Annotated in this window: 12 protein-coding genes and 1 tRNA gene; 5 read left to right on the top strand and 8 right to left on the bottom strand. The window is 71.2% G+C overall.

All coding sequences use genetic code 11. The features are described 5' to 3' along the window. Nucleotides 1–182 precede the first annotated feature (182 nt). Nucleotides 183–1,106 carry a PHP domain-containing protein gene (locus tag D3P35_RS16185; RefSeq protein WP_118135785.1) on the top strand — a complete coding sequence of 308 codons (924 nt, stop codon included), beginning with the start codon at nt 183–185 and terminating at the stop codon, nt 1,104–1,106. Between the two features lie 333 nt (nt 1,107–1,439). On the opposite strand, the gene D3P35_RS16180 is transcribed toward D3P35_RS16185, so the two are convergent. Both D3P35_RS16180 and D3P35_RS16175 read right to left on the bottom strand, forming a co-directional pair. Then, nucleotides 1,440–2,261, bottom strand: a complete 822-nt coding sequence (locus D3P35_RS16180; protein ID WP_118135784.1) for a substrate-binding domain-containing protein — start codon at nt 2,259–2,261, stop codon at nt 1,440–1,442. Nucleotides 2,262–2,552: 291 nt separating this feature from the next. Then, nucleotides 2,553–3,644 carry an FAD-binding oxidoreductase gene (locus D3P35_RS16175; RefSeq protein WP_118135783.1) on the bottom strand — a complete coding sequence of 364 codons (1,092 nt, stop codon included), beginning with the start codon at nt 3,642–3,644 and terminating at the stop codon, nt 2,553–2,555. Nucleotides 3,645–3,749: 105 nt separating this feature from the next. Between D3P35_RS16175 and mnmD the strand changes: the two genes are divergently transcribed. Both mnmD and D3P35_RS16165 read left to right on the top strand, forming a co-directional pair. Further along, nucleotides 3,750–4,418 (top strand): tRNA (5-methylaminomethyl-2-thiouridine)(34)-methyltransferase MnmD, encoded by a 669-nt coding sequence (mnmD, locus tag D3P35_RS16170; RefSeq protein WP_157982176.1) that lies wholly within the window; start codon nt 3,750–3,752, stop codon nt 4,416–4,418. Nucleotides 4,419–5,005: 587 nt separating this feature from the next. After that, nucleotides 5,006–7,429, top strand: a complete 2,424-nt coding sequence (locus D3P35_RS16165; RefSeq protein ID WP_118135781.1) for an EAL domain-containing protein — start codon at nt 5,006–5,008, stop codon at nt 7,427–7,429. A gap of 427 nt (nt 7,430–7,856) precedes the next feature. Here the strand turns inward: D3P35_RS16165 and D3P35_RS16160 are convergent, their stop codons facing one another. The 6 genes from D3P35_RS16160 to pcaQ form a co-directional block, all read right to left on the bottom strand. Beyond that, on the bottom strand, nt 7,857–8,285 hold the full coding sequence (locus D3P35_RS16160; protein WP_198670652.1) for a response regulator: 429 nt from the start codon (nt 8,283–8,285) through the stop codon (nt 7,857–7,859). A 4-nt stretch (nt 8,286–8,289) separates the two neighbouring features. Beyond that, a complete protein-coding gene (locus tag D3P35_RS16155) occupies nt 8,290–10,494 on the bottom strand; it encodes a PAS domain S-box protein (RefSeq protein WP_157982175.1) in 2,205 nt (734 codons plus the stop codon). A 146-nt stretch (nt 10,495–10,640) separates the two neighbouring features. Then, on the bottom strand, nt 10,641–11,570 hold the full coding sequence (locus tag D3P35_RS16150) for a CHAD domain-containing protein (protein ID WP_118135779.1): 930 nt from the start codon (nt 11,568–11,570) through the stop codon (nt 10,641–10,643). A 289-nt stretch (nt 11,571–11,859) separates the two neighbouring features. Continuing rightward, nucleotides 11,860–11,934: transfer RNA gene (locus tag D3P35_RS16145), tRNA-Asn, on the bottom strand. A 29-nt stretch (nt 11,935–11,963) separates the two neighbouring features. Continuing rightward, nucleotides 11,964–12,806, bottom strand: a complete 843-nt coding sequence (locus D3P35_RS16140) for an IclR family transcriptional regulator (RefSeq protein ID WP_198670651.1) — start codon at nt 12,804–12,806, stop codon at nt 11,964–11,966. Between the two features lie 72 nt (nt 12,807–12,878). Then, on the bottom strand, nt 12,879–13,808 hold the full coding sequence (gene pcaQ / locus D3P35_RS16135) for a pca operon transcription factor PcaQ (protein WP_118135777.1): 930 nt from the start codon (nt 13,806–13,808) through the stop codon (nt 12,879–12,881). A 92-nt stretch (nt 13,809–13,900) separates the two neighbouring features. Between pcaQ and pcaD the strand changes: the two genes are divergently transcribed. Together pcaD and pcaC are read left to right on the top strand one after the other, a co-directional pair. Then, nucleotides 13,901–14,704 (top strand): 3-oxoadipate enol-lactonase, encoded by an 804-nt coding sequence (gene pcaD, locus D3P35_RS16130; RefSeq protein WP_118135776.1) that lies wholly within the window; start codon nt 13,901–13,903, stop codon nt 14,702–14,704. Nucleotides 14,705–14,711: 7 nt separating this feature from the next. After that, the gene (gene pcaC / locus D3P35_RS16125; protein ID WP_370031598.1) at nt 14,712–15,065 is read left to right on the top strand and encodes a 4-carboxymuconolactone decarboxylase; all 354 of its coding nucleotides are present in this window, start codon (nt 14,712–14,714) and stop codon (nt 15,063–15,065) included. Nucleotides 15,066–15,091: the final 26 nt, after the last annotated feature.

The following is a 15,091-nucleotide window of genomic DNA, read 5'->3' as shown; positions in this document are numbered from 1 at the left end:
AGCAGAGCCCGCGCGGCTGCACAAGAGCGCCGCAGCGAGGCGCGGCGCTTTGCCCGCACCCGCCCGCAAATCGGGCAGTGCCGCGCCCGGGTGGCGGGAAATGCGGCGCGGGCCGGACACGGGCTTGCGCGCCGGCGCCGCTTGCGGCACGCCATGGGGCGCAATTCCAGCGAGGAGCACCCATGCGACCCATCGCCTTCGCCGCCCCGGGCCGGTTCTGGCGCGGCAACCTGCACACCCACTCGAACCGCTCCGACGGCGCCCTGCCGCCCGCCGAGGTCTGTGCGCGCTACGCGGCGGAGGGCTATGACTTCATCAGCCTCACCGACCATTTCGTCGGCGCCTTCGGCTATCCGATCACGCCCACGGAAGGCTTCCGCACCAACCGGTTCACCACCATCCCGGGCGCCGAGCTGCACTCCGGCGCCATGGCGAACGGCGAGCTGTGGCACATCCTCGCCGTCGGCCTGCCGGCGGATTTCGCGCCCTCGAACTCGCCCTCCTTCTCCCCCGTGCCCGACCAGGAAAGCGGCGCCGAGATCGCGGCCCGCGCCCGGGCGGCGGGGGCCTTCGTGGCGGTGGCGCACCCGCACTGGTCGGGCCTCACCGAGGCGGATGCCCGCTCCATCGAGGCCGCCCACGCGGTGGAGGTCTACAACCACGGCTGCGCGGTGGAATGCGACCGGGGCGACGGGCTGCACACGCTCGACCTGCTCCTCACCGAGGGCCGGCGCCTCGGGCTTGTGGCCACCGACGACGCGCATTTCCACGCGCCCGACCATTTCGGCGGCTGGACCATGGTGAAGGCCGAGGAAAACACCCCCGAGGCCCTGCTCGCGGCCCTGAAAGCCGGCGCCTACTACGCCAGCACCGGGCCCGAAATCACCGACCTGAGCCTGGAAGGTGACGAGATGGAGGTGGCCTGCTCCCCCGCCTCGGTGATCGTGGTGCAGGGCCAGGGCTCGGGCACCGCCACGCGCCACGGCGCCTCGATGACCCGGGTGCGCATCCCGCTCGGCCGGGTTGCGGCGAGCCCCTGGGCCCGGGTGACGGTGATCGACGCCGCCGGCCGCCGCGCCTGGACCAACCCGGTCTGGCGCGACTGACGCGCCGCCGCCCGCGTGCGCGGGCGGCCCCCCGGACAGCAGACGCCCCGTCCCCGCTGGGGCCCCTCTCGAACGGCGGACGGCTCTCTCTGGCCGCGGGCATCACCCGAACGGCAGTCGGCCTGCCACCGGCGGGGCCCGCTCGAACGGCCGACGGCCGCTCCCGGCGCGGGGCCACCACTGAAAGGAGATGGTCCGCCTCGGGCGGCGCGGCCCCCGGAAGGCAAACGGCCCACCCGGGATGGGGGCGGCCCCGGAAAAAGCAAACGGCCCGCCCCGGATGGGGGCGGGCCGTCGCGATCTGCGGGGCCGGGGCCCTGGCGTCCGCGCGCCTCAGCTTTTCGGCGCGTTCGGGAAGAACAGCTCCTGGCCGTTCACCTTGTAGCCGGCGATGGTCTCCTGCCCCTCGGGCGAGAGCACCCAGTCGACGAACTGCTGCGCGGCCTCGGCCTTCACGCCGGGGCACTTGTCCTGGCTCACGGCCATGATGCCGTACTGGTTGAACAGCTTCTCGTCGCCCTCCACCAGCACCTCGAAATCGCCCTTGTTCTCGAAGCTGATCCAGGTGGCGCGGTCGGTGAGGCTGTAGGCGTTCATGCCCACGGCGGTGTTGAGCGTGGCGCCCATGCCCGAGCCGGTCTCGCGGTACCAGCTGCCCGAGGCGGCGGCGGGGTCGATGCCGGCGTCCTGCCACAGGATGAGCTCGGCCTTGTTGGTGCCGCTGTCATCGCCGCGCGAGGCGAAGGGCGCCTCGGCGCCCGCGATCTTCTCCAGCGAGGCCACCACGTCGTTCGAGCCCTTCACCCCGGCCGGGTCCGCCGCCGGGCCCACGATGACGAAATCGTTGTACATCACGTCGGTGCGCTGGGCGGCGTAGCCGTCGGCGACGAATTTCTCCTCCGCGGGCTTCGCGTGCACGAACAGCACGTCGCCATCGCAATTCATCGCGTTCTTGATCGCCTGGCCGGTGCCCACGGCGACCACGCGCACCTCCACCCCGGTCTTCCCGGTGTAGATCGGCAGCAGGTAGTCGTAGAGCCCGGAATTCTGCGTCGAGGTGGTCGACTGGACGGTGATGAATTCATCCGCCGCCAGCGCCGGCGCGGCGAAGGCAAGCCCCGCGACCAGGGCAACGGGCAAGGAAGTGCGCAGCATGGGTATCCCCTCTCTCTTGTCGGGCCCGCGAGGGGCCGCTGGTTTCCCCGGACTATGCATAATCTGTCGTTTGATGTCGATTCCCGCGCGATGCGGGAATTCATGACATCGCGCACCAATCCTCCCGGCGTCGCGGCCCGGCGAGACGCGGCCGCTGCACGCCTCCCGTCACGCGGGTGGCGCTGCTTCGGCCGGGCTTCGGGCGGCAGGGAGATGCACCACCGCGCTCGCGTTCGGGGGGCCGGGGTGCGCCCCCGGCAGCTATCCCCTCGAGCGATGCGCCTCCGGCGGCTATTCGATTGAGAGATGCGCCTCCGGCGCAAAGCCCGGCGGCAGCCCCGGATCCTCGCCGTCGAGCTGGGCGGCCACCGCCGCCCCTGCCGCATGCCCGATACCGAAGCTGATCTTGAACCCCCCCGTCGCCGCGAAAACCCCCTCCGCCCCGGGCAAGGGGCCCAGCATCGGATCGCGCCCCAGCGCGCGCGGCCGCAGCCCCGCCCAGCGCCGCAGCACCGGCGCGCCGCGGATGGCCGGGCACAGCCGGCACGCCCGCTCCAGCACCGCGTCGAGCTGCGCGTCGGTGCCGAGCGGATCGGTGAAGGCCCGCTCGCTCGTCGCCCCCACGGCAATGCCGCCGGTGGCGTGCGGCAACACGTAGGTACCGTCGCCGTAAAGCAGCGGCAGGGCCGGCGCCGGCGCGTCGAGCAGCAGCGCCTGGCCCTTCTCCGCGGCGCCGGCGAGCGCGCCGAGCAGCGGCGCCATCAGCGCGAAGCTCTCCGCCCCGGCGGCCACCACCACCTGCCGGGCCCGCAGGCGGCCCTCCGTGAGCCGCACCCCCTCCGGCCCGAGCGACACGGCCTCGGCGCGGCGCAGCCGCCCGCCGCGCGCCGCCACCGCCCGTGCCAGAACGGCGCAGGTGGCCGCGGGGTCGAGCCGGGCGGTGAGCGTGTCGGCCACGATCCCTTCGGGCGCCGCGGCGGGGTCCAGCCAGCCGGCGGCCGCGTCGGGCGGCAGGATCTCCATCCCCGCCGCCCCACCCCATCGCTCCGCCGCCGCGCCGGCCCGCGCCCCGGCCCGCGCGCGCGCCTCCGGCGTGGCGAGCGGCTGCCAGCGCCCGATCCGCCCGTACCCGGCCGAGCCGCCGCCCGCGGCCTCGGCCTCGCCCAGCGCCGCCCCGAGGCCCAGCAGCGCCTCGAGCTGGAACTGCTTCTTCGCGTTCCAGCGCTCGGGCACGTGCGGGGCGAGCGCGCCGATCACCCCGCCGCTCGCGCCCGCGCCCGGGCCCGCCCTGTCGACGAGCAGCACGTCGCGGCCACGGCCCAGCGCCGCGAAGGCGGTCCAGAGGCCGAAAACCCCTGCCCCCAGGATCACCACGTCTTCCATCCGTGCCCCCTTTCCCGGCCAGCCCCTCGCGCAGCGCCCCGAAACATGACAGAAATCGGAGGGCGGCGGGCCGGCGCCCGCCCGGGTATGGCAGGGAAGGACCGGATGCAAAAGACCCTCGACTGGCTGGACAACGGCACCCCGGTCTCCACCCGCTTCGGGGATCCCTACTTCTCGATGGAGGACGGGCTGGCCGAGACGCGCCACGTGTTCCTGGCCGGAAACGACCTGCCGGAGCGCTTTGTCCCGGGGTTCTGCATCGCCGAGCTGGGCTTCGGCACCGGGCTGAACTTCCTCGCCGCCTGGGCGGCCTGGCTGGGCGCGGGCCACCGCTCGGCCCTGCAGTTCACCAGTTTCGAGGCCTGGCCGCTGCCGCGCGAGGACATGCGCCGCGCCCTGTCGCGCTGGCGCGAGCTCGGCCCCCTCGCCGATGCGCTCATCGCCGGCTGGCGCGAGGAGGGCGGGGTGATGGAACTCTCCGGCGCCCGGCTCACCCTCGTGGTGGGGGATGCGCGCAACACGCTGCGCGCCTGGCCCGGCGCCGCCGACGCCTGGTTCCTCGACGGGTTCAGCCCGGCGCGCAACCCCGAACTGTGGAGCCCCGAGCTGCTGGCCCAGGTGGCCCGCCACACCCGGCCCGGCGGCAGCTTCGCCACATACTCGGCCGCCGGCCACGTGCGCCGCGCCCTCGCGACCGCAGGCTTCGCCGTGCGCCGCCTGCCCGGTTTCGGACGCAAGCGCGACATGTCCGCCGGCCGGCTTTCAGCGCTCTGAGCCACCCGCCGCACCCCGGAAACACAACTCTGAGGTGCAGCGGCCGCGCGCCACACTGGGGCGATACCGCCACCTTTGCGCCATGAAACACCCCCAGGGTTAAAAAACCCTCCCCGTTTTCAATACAATGCTGGTAGGATTGCGACGCTTCTGAGATGCTGAAGCTGGAGTGAGTAAACCTTCGGTTGAATGTTTCGCCCGCATTCTGGGCGGAGCCGGGAACCTGTCCGGAGACACGATGTGCGGAAGCCTGCGGCGATTGCGTGCCGCAACAGCCACCGCCAGCGGGGTTGACGGGTGCGTCCCCGGTGCGGTCGGCGGGTCAGCGCCGGGCGGACATCCCGGGGGAACAAGGGAAGACAGCAAGGCGTGCATTCGGCGTTCGTTTCTGTGACCACCGCCTGGCGGCGAGGGGCCGTTCCCCCCGCCGCGAGGGAAGTCGGCACGTGCCCGGCGTGGCGTGCCGCCCGCGAGTTTCCGTTGCGTCTGAACAGCCGCGGGCCGTGTATGCCCGCCTGGGGCCGCCGCGGCAGCGCGGTGCGCGGCATGGTGCCCCGCCCAGGGTTTTCGCTTCGGAGTGTGCTGACATGAACTCGAGCCTTCCGCCAGACCGGTCCTCGGACGCACTCTACCGGCTCCTGGTCAACGCCGTGGTCGATTACGCCATCTTCATGCTCGACCCGGAAGGCTATGTCACCAACTGGAACGCGGGCGCGGAGCGCGCGAAGGGCTATACCGAGGACGAGATCGTCGGCCGCCATTTCTCGTGCTTCTACACGCCCGAGGACCGGGCGAACTTCGCCCCCCGCCTCGCCCTGCAGACCGCGCTGCGCGACGGCAAGTTCGAGACCGAGGGCTGGCGCATGCGCAAGGACGGCACGCGCTTCTGGGCCAGCGTGCTGATCGACCCGATCTTCGAGAACGGCCGGCATCTGGGCTTCGCCAAGGTCACACGGGACCGCACGGCCCAGTACGAGGCCGAGCTGCGCAACCGCCGCTCCGAGCAGCGCTTCCGCCTGCTCGTGCAGGGCGTGACCGACTACGCGCTGTGCATGCTCGACACCGACGGCATCGTGAGCAACTGGAACACCGGCGCCCAGCGCGCCCAGGGCTATTCCGAGGCCGAGATCGTCGGGCGCCATTTCTCCGTGTTCCACACCGAGGAAGACCGCGCCGCCGGCGAGCCCGCGCGCGCCCTCGACCTCGCGTTGCGCGAGGGCAAGTACGAGCGGGAGTGCTGGCAGGTGCGCCGCGACGGCAGCCGCTTCTGGGCCCATCTCGTGATCGATCCGCTGTTCGAGGCGGACACGCTGATGGGCTTTGCCCAGATCACCCGCGACATCTCGCGCCAGAAGGCCGACGCGGACCGCATCGCCGCCGTGAGCCACCGGCTCGACCTCGCCCTCTCGAACATGTCGCAGGGCCTGTGCCTGTTCGACCGGGACGGCAGGCTGGCGCTGCACAATGTCCGCTTCCTCGAGATCTTCGGGGTGAGCGAGGATCAGCTCCCGCCCGAATCCAGCCTGCGCGACGTGATCCGCCTCACCCTGGGGCCGTGCACCGACGCCGAGGCCGAGGCCGCCTTCCGGCGCCACCGCACCCTGCTCGCGAGCGCGCCGGGCACCAGCGTGGTCGAGGAGCTGCGCGACGGGCTGATCCTGTCGATCTCCCACCGCGTGATGGCCGACGGCACCTGGGTCACCACCTTCGAGGACATCACCGAGCGCCGGCGCTCGGAGGAGCGCATCCTCTTCATGAGCCGCCACGACATGCTCACCCGGCTGAGCAACCGCGCGCATTTCATCGAGGGGCTGGACGCGCTCATCGCCTCCTGCGACCCGGCACGCGACCGTGTGGCGGTCGCCGCGATCGACCTCGACCGCTTTACCGACATCAACGACCTGCACGGCCATGTCGCGGGCGACCATGTGCTGCGCCTCGTCGCCTCGCGGCTCGGTGCCACGCTGCGCGAGGACGAGGCGCTGGGGCGCATCGGGGGAGACGAGTTCGCCGCCGCCCGCGCCTTCCGCGACGAGGAGGAGCTGCAGGATTTCGTCACCCGGCTCGAACAGGCGCTGCACGGCGCGCTCGAAATCGAGGGCCAGGAGATCGGCATCGGGGCGAGCATCGGCATCGCGGTCTATCCGGCCGACGCGGGCGACCGCGAACTGCTGCTCAACAACGCCGATCTCGCGATGGTGCGCGCCAAGTCCGACATCGGCGCCTCCACCTGCTACTACGAGCCGCGCCGGGATGAGGCCGCGCGCGACCGCAGGGCGCTGCTGCAGGACATCTGGTCGGCGGTCGAACGCGACGAGTTCGAGCTCGTCTACCAGGTGCAGAAATCCGTCCAGACCGGCGAGACCACCGGCTTCGAGGCGCTCCTGCGCTGGAACCACCCGGAGCATGGCCAGATCTCTCCGCTGGTGTTCATTCCGCTGGCCGAGGAATGCGGCGCCATCCTGCGCATCGGCGAATGGGTGCTGCGCACCGCCTGCGCCGAGGCAGCCCGCTGGGACGAGCCGCACCGCATCGCGGTCAACCTCTCCCCGGTGCAGATCGCGCATGCCGACGTGGTGCCGCTGGTGCAGCGGGTGCTCGACGAAACCGGGCTGCCGCCCTCGCGCCTCGAACTGGAGATCACCGAGACCGCGATCATCTCCGACCGGCGCCAGGCCATCGATTTTCTCCAGGGGCTCTCGGCCATCGGCGTTTCGGTCGCGCTCGATGATTTCGGTACCGGATATTCCTCGCTCGACACGCTGCGCTCCTTCCCGTTCAGCAAGATCAAGCTCGACCGCAGCTTCATCACCGAGATCGAGACGAGCGCCCAGGCCATGGCGATCATCCGCGCGGTGCTGGCACTGGGGCGGAGCCTGAACATCAGCGTGCTGGCCGAAGGCGTGGAAACGGACCGGCAGCTCGCCATCCTGCGGGCCGAGCGCTGCGACCAGGTGCAGGGCTACCTGCTCGGTCGCCCCCGCAAGCCGGTCTTCGCCGTCGCGTCCTGAGATCCCCCCGCCCCGAGCGGCGCAGAGGCCGGAACGCGGGCCTGCCGGGCAGGCGCCCGGTAACAAGGCATGTCGCTCCGCGGCCCGCCCTGCTCGCGGAGGCACGGGAGTTCTGCCGATCCCGCCCGCGCCCGGACCGCGACACAAGGCGCATCGACCGCGCCTGCGGGAGCAGTCCCGGCGCAGGCCAACTGTTGCGCTGCGAGCGTCTCGGGGGCACCGGCCCACCGCCCGGCGGCAAGGCATTGCGCGGCGTCGCGGGCCCCGCTCAGGCTCCCGACGCATCGCATCCTCCCTCAGCTCCGGAGCAGGCGCGCCCGTTCACGCAACGAGCCCACGCGGCATGCTCAGCCCCACCCGCCCCTGCTCCCGCCCGCCCGGGTGCCGCGCCGCCGCGCGCGCGGGGCAGGCAGACCGCGCTCTCTGGTCAGCTGGGAAAGGCCACCGCGCGCAGGTAGCTGTCGATCAGGGTTTCGAAGCCTGCGTGCATGTCGGTCCTGCTGCTCTTGAGCAGGTATCCCGCCGCGTTCAGCCCGTAGGCGCGATGCTTGTCCTCTTCGCTGTTGGAGGTGGTGAGCACGAAGACCACCGAACGGCGCAGCCGGGCGTCGGCACGCAAGGCCTCGAGGAACTCGATCCCGTTCATGCGTGGCATGTTGATGTCGAGCAGGATGAGATGCGGGGCGGCGAGCGGGCCCAGGCCGTTCTCGCCGCGCAGCCAGGCCAGTCCTTCCAGCCCGTCGCGGGCCACGTGGAGCGGATGCTCGATCTGCCGGCGCCTCAAGGCCCGGGTCACCTCCTCGGCGTCGATCTCGTCGTCCTCGAGCAGGAGGATGTTCACAGTTTCGCCCAGCATTGCTTCAGGCCTCCCTTGCAAGCATCTTCAGCGGCATGGCCACCGGCCAGGTGAAGACGATGCAGGCGCCCTCCCCCTCTCCGGACAGGATGCGCACCTGTCCGCGCCGGGCCGTCACGATCTTCTTCACGAAGGCCAGCCCCATGCCGCTGCCCTCGCGTTCGTCACGCGGTTTCAGTGTCTGGAACATCTCGAACACCCTGTCATGGAAGCGGGCGGGAATGCCCGGACCGTCGTCGCGCACGGCGAACTCGTAACCGTCGGGGAGTTCGCGCACTCCCACGGAAATGCTGCCGCCGGGCGCGCCATGGTGCTTCACCGCGTTGGACAGCAAGTTGGTGAACACCTGCTCGAGCGGCATGCGCGGCAGCAGGATGTGATAGAGGCGGGGGTCGATGCTGAGCGACATGTCGTCGGGCATGTCGACCAGCGGCCGCAGGTCCTCGATCATCTGTCCGAGGTTCTGCGGCTCGCCCGGCGTGCCCGCGCGCCCGGCCCGGGAATACTCGAGCAGGTCGTCGAGGAACTGCTCCATCCGCATCACCCGCCCGCGAAGCTTTTCCATGCGATCGCGGTTGCACTGATCGAGATGCGGCTCAAGGTCCTCTTCCAGCCAGCGGGTAAGCCGCTCGACCGCGCGCAGCGGCGACTTGAGGTCATGCGAGGCGGCATAGGCGAATTTCTCCAGCTCGGCATTGGAGATGCGCAGGTCTTCCAGGGTGAGGGCGAGCCGGTGCTCCGCCTCCTTGCGCTCGGAGATGTCACGCAGGATGCCGCAGTAGATGCGCCGGTCGTCGAGCATCACCTCGCTCACCGACAGTTCGAGCGGGAAGGTCGAGCCGTCCTTGCGTCGGCCCGACACTTCCCGCCCCGTGCCGATGATCTGGCGCCGGCCGGTGCGGGAATAGGCTTCCAGATAGCCGTCATGGGCGCTGGTGTAGGGCTCCGGCATCAGGCATTTCACGTTGCGGCCCAGCACCTCGCGCGCCTTGTAGCCGAAGATCTCCTCGCATCCGCGGTTGAAGGCCTCGATCGTGCCATGCGCGTCGATGGTCACCAGACCGTCCACCGTCGTGTCGAAGACGGCACGCATGCGCCCCTCGCTCTCCTCCAGGGTGCGGGTCTTGCGGTCGAGGAAGTCCATCGCGGTGTTGAAGCTGCGCGCGAGATAGCCGATCTCGTCGGCCGAGAGGATCTCGGCACGGCGCGAGGTGTCGCCTTCCATGATCCGGCGGACCACATCGGCGAGGTGCAGTGTCGGCCGGGTGATCATCCGCGCCAGCACCACGCCCACGACCAGCACCGCCACGGAGAGCACCGCGAAGATGAAGCCCATGGTCTCGAGCAGCTCGCGCGCGGGGCGCAGCGCGTCGTCGCGCCCGATCCGCGCCACCACGCCCCAGCCCAGCGCGGGGACATAGCCGGTGGCGACCAGCACCGGCACACCCTCCCGGTCGCTCATCGCGGTGCTTTCCTCGGCGATGTCGTGCCCCTGCAGCGCCGCCAGCACCGCGGGGTCCTCCCCCGCCGCCCGGCCCGGGCCGAAGCCGACGGGATAGCGACGCGGCGTGAGCACCTCCACCCGGCCCTCGGCGTCGCGCCGGACGATGAGCAGCTCGCCGCTGCGGCCCAGTTCCTCATGCCCGGCGACCGTGGCGAGCAGCTCCGAGGCGTCGAACACCGCCAGCAACGTTCCGACCCGCGCCCCCTCGTGGCGCAGCACGTCCGCCACCAGCACGTGCAGCCGCGCCTCCACCGGGTCGAACCACAGGTCGATGATGCCGGGCGGGCGCTCGGCCGACCGGCCGCCCAGGCCCTGGCAGCGCCCGGTGCGCGCCGGCGGAGCGCCGACGGCCGCGATCTCGCCGCCCGAGACGCCGCATACCGTGAGCCGCTCGAGCAGGCGAACCGACCCGAACGCCTCCACCAGCCTCGCATGCAGCGTTTCCAGCGCCTCCTGCGAGCCGTTCATGAACAGCGCGGCGGCGGCGGCGGGCAGCGGCTCGGCGGCGGTGAGCGCCTGCACCCTGTCGGTCCAGTGGCCGGTGACCTGAAGGATCTCGCGCTCCTGCTGGGTGACCATGCGGCGGAGCTGGGACAGCCAGCTGTCCACGATCTGCTGGCGCGCGAAATTGTAGGTCGCGAAGCCGATGGCGGCCATTCCCGACAGCGAGACCAACAGGAGGAGCAGGATGATCCGCTCCCGCATTCCGAAAATGTAAGGTGACCGACCCATTCTCTCCATCGCCCTGCGGCCAGGCGCCCGGAACCGTTCCGGCACCGCCGTCACCTGGCCCGGGAGAGACTGTAAAGAGCCGATCTTGCCGGTTGATTAAGGCTGCCGCGACGCGGCGCTCACGCCTTCACCACCAGCCGCTCACGCGTCATCCGGCCGGCACGCCAGAGCTTCCAGTAGCCGCGCCAGCGCCGTACCAGTGCCTCGCGCCGCTCCGCGAGCAGCACCCGGCCGGCACGGAAGGCCTCCTCCTCCAGCACGGCCTTGCGCGCCCCGATCAGGGCCCGGAAGCCCTCGACATCGGTGCGCGGCCCGAAATCGAGAGGCGCGCCGGCGAGTCGCGCGTCGAGCACGCAGAGGTCGTGGTGATCGCCCAGCAGGGTGCAGAGCCGGTCGAGCCCCTCCGCGTGCGGCTCCATCATGCCGGGGCAGATGCGGCTCGCCAGCCGGGCGTGATACCAGTGCGCCTTGAGGTACTTGCGCCAGTCGTGCAGCGCCTCGTCCTCGCGCAGGGCATAGGCGTGCTGCATCGCCTCGCGGGCCCGGGCGTAGGACTTGCCGGCCCCGCCCGCCAGCGCCCTGAACCCCTTGTGCCCGAGGCTCCAGCCCCGCGCCCGGCGCCGGGCCTCCTGCATCTGTGCGCGCAGGTCCTCGAGCCGGTCGTCCAGCGCCGGGGCGCCGTGCGCCTCCCCGGCCTCGCGGGTGAGCCGGGCGCGAATCGCGGCGAAGCGGCGGCGGTCGTCCACCTCCTGCGCGGCGAGCAGGGCATCGTAGCTGCGGATCAGCGTATCGGCGTCGCGTGCGCCGGAGAGCGGCCGGGCGAGGTCGCGGAAGGTGGCGTTCTCGGCGCCGAAGCCGGAAAAGGCCGGCCGCACGAGGCGCAGCAGGCCGCGGAGCTTCTTGCAGCGCTTGCGGATCTGGTGCACCCGGGCGGCGGGGCTCAGCGCGGCATCGTCCAGCTCGGCCAGGGCGCGGTCGATCTGCTCCCCCGCGATGCGGCGCAGCGCCTGCTGCATGTCCGCGTCGCCCTTCCTGATGCGATATCCCATTGCGGCGCCCCCCTTCCCGGCAGACGCATCATGCCGCAGCCCGCCCGGCGTTTCCACCGCAACGCGACCCACGGCCCCACGCCGGCCAAGGCACGCCGATACGGGCCGGAGCCCGCGCCGCATTCGAGGAACGCCAATCCGGATCGGAGGACCGCCGAGACCAGCGAGACACTGGGAAAAGCGAAGCTTGCGGGAACGGAAATTGTCAAACCACCCCGCAAGAAGCGTCAACCCCCGGGAGGGGCGAGCAAGTGGCTAACGTTAAGCGGATGATTTTCCCCGAGGATTCTGGCTCCGGCGGTAGGATTCGAACCTACGACCAGCGGATTAACAGTCCGATGCTCTACCACTGAGCTACGCCGGAACAGAGCCTTCATCCTCGGGCGAGGCGGTCTATAACAAAGCCCCCTGACCGCGTCCAGAGCGAATTTCACCCTTTTCCCCTCCGCCGCCGAAATCGCGGGTGATCTCGGCGGCGATGGTGCAGAGCACCTCCTGCAGCCCGGGCAGGCGGGCGGGCGTGAGGCGGGTCACCGGGCCGGAGATCGACACCGCCGCCACCCCCTGGCCCTGCTCGTCGCGCAGCGCGACGGAGAGGCAGCGCAGGCCCTCGGTGAATTCCTCCGCGTCATGCGCGACGCCCGCGCTGCGGATGCGGGCGAGCTCCTCGAGCATCGCCGCGGGGGTGGTGAGCGTGGCCGGGGTGGCCGCCGGCATGCCCTGCTCGGAGAGGATGGCGCGCACCCGCTCGTCGGGCATGGTGGCGAGCAGCGCCTTGCCGGCGCCCGACCAGTGCATCTTCACCCGCCCCCCCACCTGGGTGATGGCGCGCATGGTGTGGCGGCTCTCCACCTGGGCCATGCAGATCGCCTCGCCGCCGCTTTCCACGTAGATGTTCGCGGTCTCTCCGGTCACCTCCATCAGCCGGCGCAGGTAGGGGCGCGCGAGGGCGATGATGTCGCGGTTTCGCGCGAAGGTGGCGCCCACGGTGAAAGCGGAGACGCCGATCTGCCACAGGCCGGTGGCGGGCTCGAAGCGCACGAAGCGCTCGCCCTCCAGAGTGGTGAGGATGCGGTGCGTGGTGGATGCGGCAAGCCCGGCCCGTTCGGCCGTCTCGGTGAGGGTCAGTCCTTCCGAGCTGGCCGCGAGGGACCGCAGAATGGCTATGGCCCGCGAAATCGATCTCACCTGGCCGGAGCGGCTGTCCGCCGTTTCGGACTTGCCCCGGCTCGCCATCGGCTTTTCTGTCATTCCGTCACGATAGCGCGGCGGCAGGGCGCCGGATAGCAGGCATTTCGCAGGAGCCGCCTAGTCGGGGTCGATCCCGGCAAGGCGGCGGCCCTCGCACACCCGGCGCACCTCCTCGATGAGGGCGTGCAACTCCTCCGTCGGGGTTTCGTTACCGCGCAGGGAGAGGCCGACCGGGCCGGTCCAGTCCTCGCCGCCGGGGCCGATGGCCACCAGCCGGCCGAGGGAGAGCTCCTCCTCCACCACGCCGCGCGAGATGAGCCACACCGCGTCGGACTCGCGCACCACCGCCCGGCCGAAGGCCAGCGAGACGGATTCGTAGCGCGCCTGCAGCCCGCCCAGCCCGCGCGCCAGCAGAAACTGCTCCACCGTGGTGCGGATCACCGCGCCCGGCGGCGGCAGGATCAGCGGGTAGTCGGCCAGCGCGCCGATGTCGCCCGAGAGCGCCAGCGGGTGGCCCGGCCGCACCACGGCGGCGATCTGCTCGGAGTAGAGGTGCTCGAAGACGAGGCCGGTCATCTGCTCGGGCGCCGCCAGCCGGCCCACCACCATGTCGAGCGCATGGGTGCGCAGCTGCTCGAGCAGGAACCAGTTCGGCGCGGTGGACACGCGCAGCTGCACCTGCGGGTGGCTCTGCGAGAAGCTCAGCGCCGCCTTGGGCATCACCCCGGTCGCCACCGTGGGCAGCACTCCCAGCCGCAGCATGGGCTTGCGCGGCTTGCCGGTCACCACCGCAACCCCCTGGCGCAGCGAGGAAAGTGCTGCGCCCGCATGCTCGCGAAAGCGCAGCCCCGCGCGGGTGAGGCGCAGCCGCCGGCCCGAGCGGTCGAACAGCGTGACGTCGAGCATCTCCTCCAGCTCGCGCAGCGTCTTGGAGGCGGCGGGCTGGGAAATGTGCAGGATCTCGGCGGCTTGACCCACCGATCCGAGGCGCGCAATCTCCTCGAAACAGCGGAGATGTCGCAAACGCAGCCTGGCGTCGAGGTTCATGATAACCCTCTGGTTATGGTGATCGCTCTATTCTTCATTTTACATAACCACACCGACATGGGAAATACTCCACTCAAAAGGGGGGACCAGCTATGCAAATCGCAACCATCAACGGCGTGAGGATCCACTACGCCGTCGAGGGCCCGCAGGACGGGCGCGCGATCCTCTTCATCAACTCGCTGGGAACCGATTTCCGCGTCTGGGACCGGGTGCTGCCCCTGCTGCCTGAGGGCCTGCGGGTGATCCGCTACGACAAGCGCGGCCACGGCCTGTCCGAATGCCCCGCCGCCCCCTATTACATGGGCGATCTCGTGGCCGAGGCCGCCGGGCTGCTCGACCATCTCGGGGTGAGCGGCGCGATGGTGGTGGGCCTGTCCATCGGCGGGCAGATCGCCCAGGGGCTGGCGGCGGAGCGGCCGGACCTGGTCTCCGCCCTCGTGCTCTCCAACACCGCCGCCAAGATCGGCACGCCCGACATGTGGGACGCCCGCATCGAGGAAATCCACAAGGGCGGCATCGCGGCGCTGGAGGAGAACATCCTGTCGCGCTGGTTCTCCCGCGCCTTCCGCGAGGCGAACCCCGACGAGCTCGCCGGCTGGCGCCACATGCTGTGCCGCACGCCCGAGGACGGCTACGTGGGCTGCTGCTACGCCATCAAGGACACCGACCTGATCGAGAGCACCAGCCGCCTCAGCCTGCCCGCGCTCGCCATCGCCGGCGACGAGGACGGCTCCACCCCCGCCGACCTGGTGCGCGAGACCGCGGCGCTGATCCCCGGCGCGGGCTTCCACCTCGTGCGCGGCGCCGGCCACCTGCCCTGCGTGGAACAGCCCGCCGATGTCGCCGCCGTGCTCACCGCCTTCATGAAGGAGACCGACCTTGTCCGAGAGATATGACGCCGGCATGGCCACGCGGCGCGCCGTGCTCGGCGACGCGCATGTGAACCGCGCCGAGGCCGCCAAGACCCCCTTCGACGAGCCGTTCCAGACCTTCATCACCGAAGGCGCCTGGGGCTCGGTCTGGTCGCGCCCGCATTTCACGAAGCGCGAGCGCTCCATCGTCACGCTGGCGCTGCTGGCGGGCATGGGGAATTTCGACGAGGTCGCCATGCACGTGCGCGCCACCGCGAACACCGGCGCCACCAAGGAAGACCTCATCGAGGCGATGCTGCATGTCGCGGTCTACTGCGGCGTGCCCAAGGCGAACCACGCCATCAAGATCATCAAGCAGACCTACGCGGAGATGGAGGGCGCCTGAGCCCGCCCGGGCGCGCGGCCCCCGCG

The sequence above is a fragment of the Oceanicella sp. SM1341 genome, from assembly GCF_003448965.1.
Lineage (GTDB): Bacteria > Pseudomonadota > Alphaproteobacteria > Rhodobacterales > Rhodobacteraceae > Paroceanicella.
The sequence above is the reverse complement of the archived record's forward strand: the minus strand, read 5'-3'. Positions and strand labels throughout refer to the sequence as shown.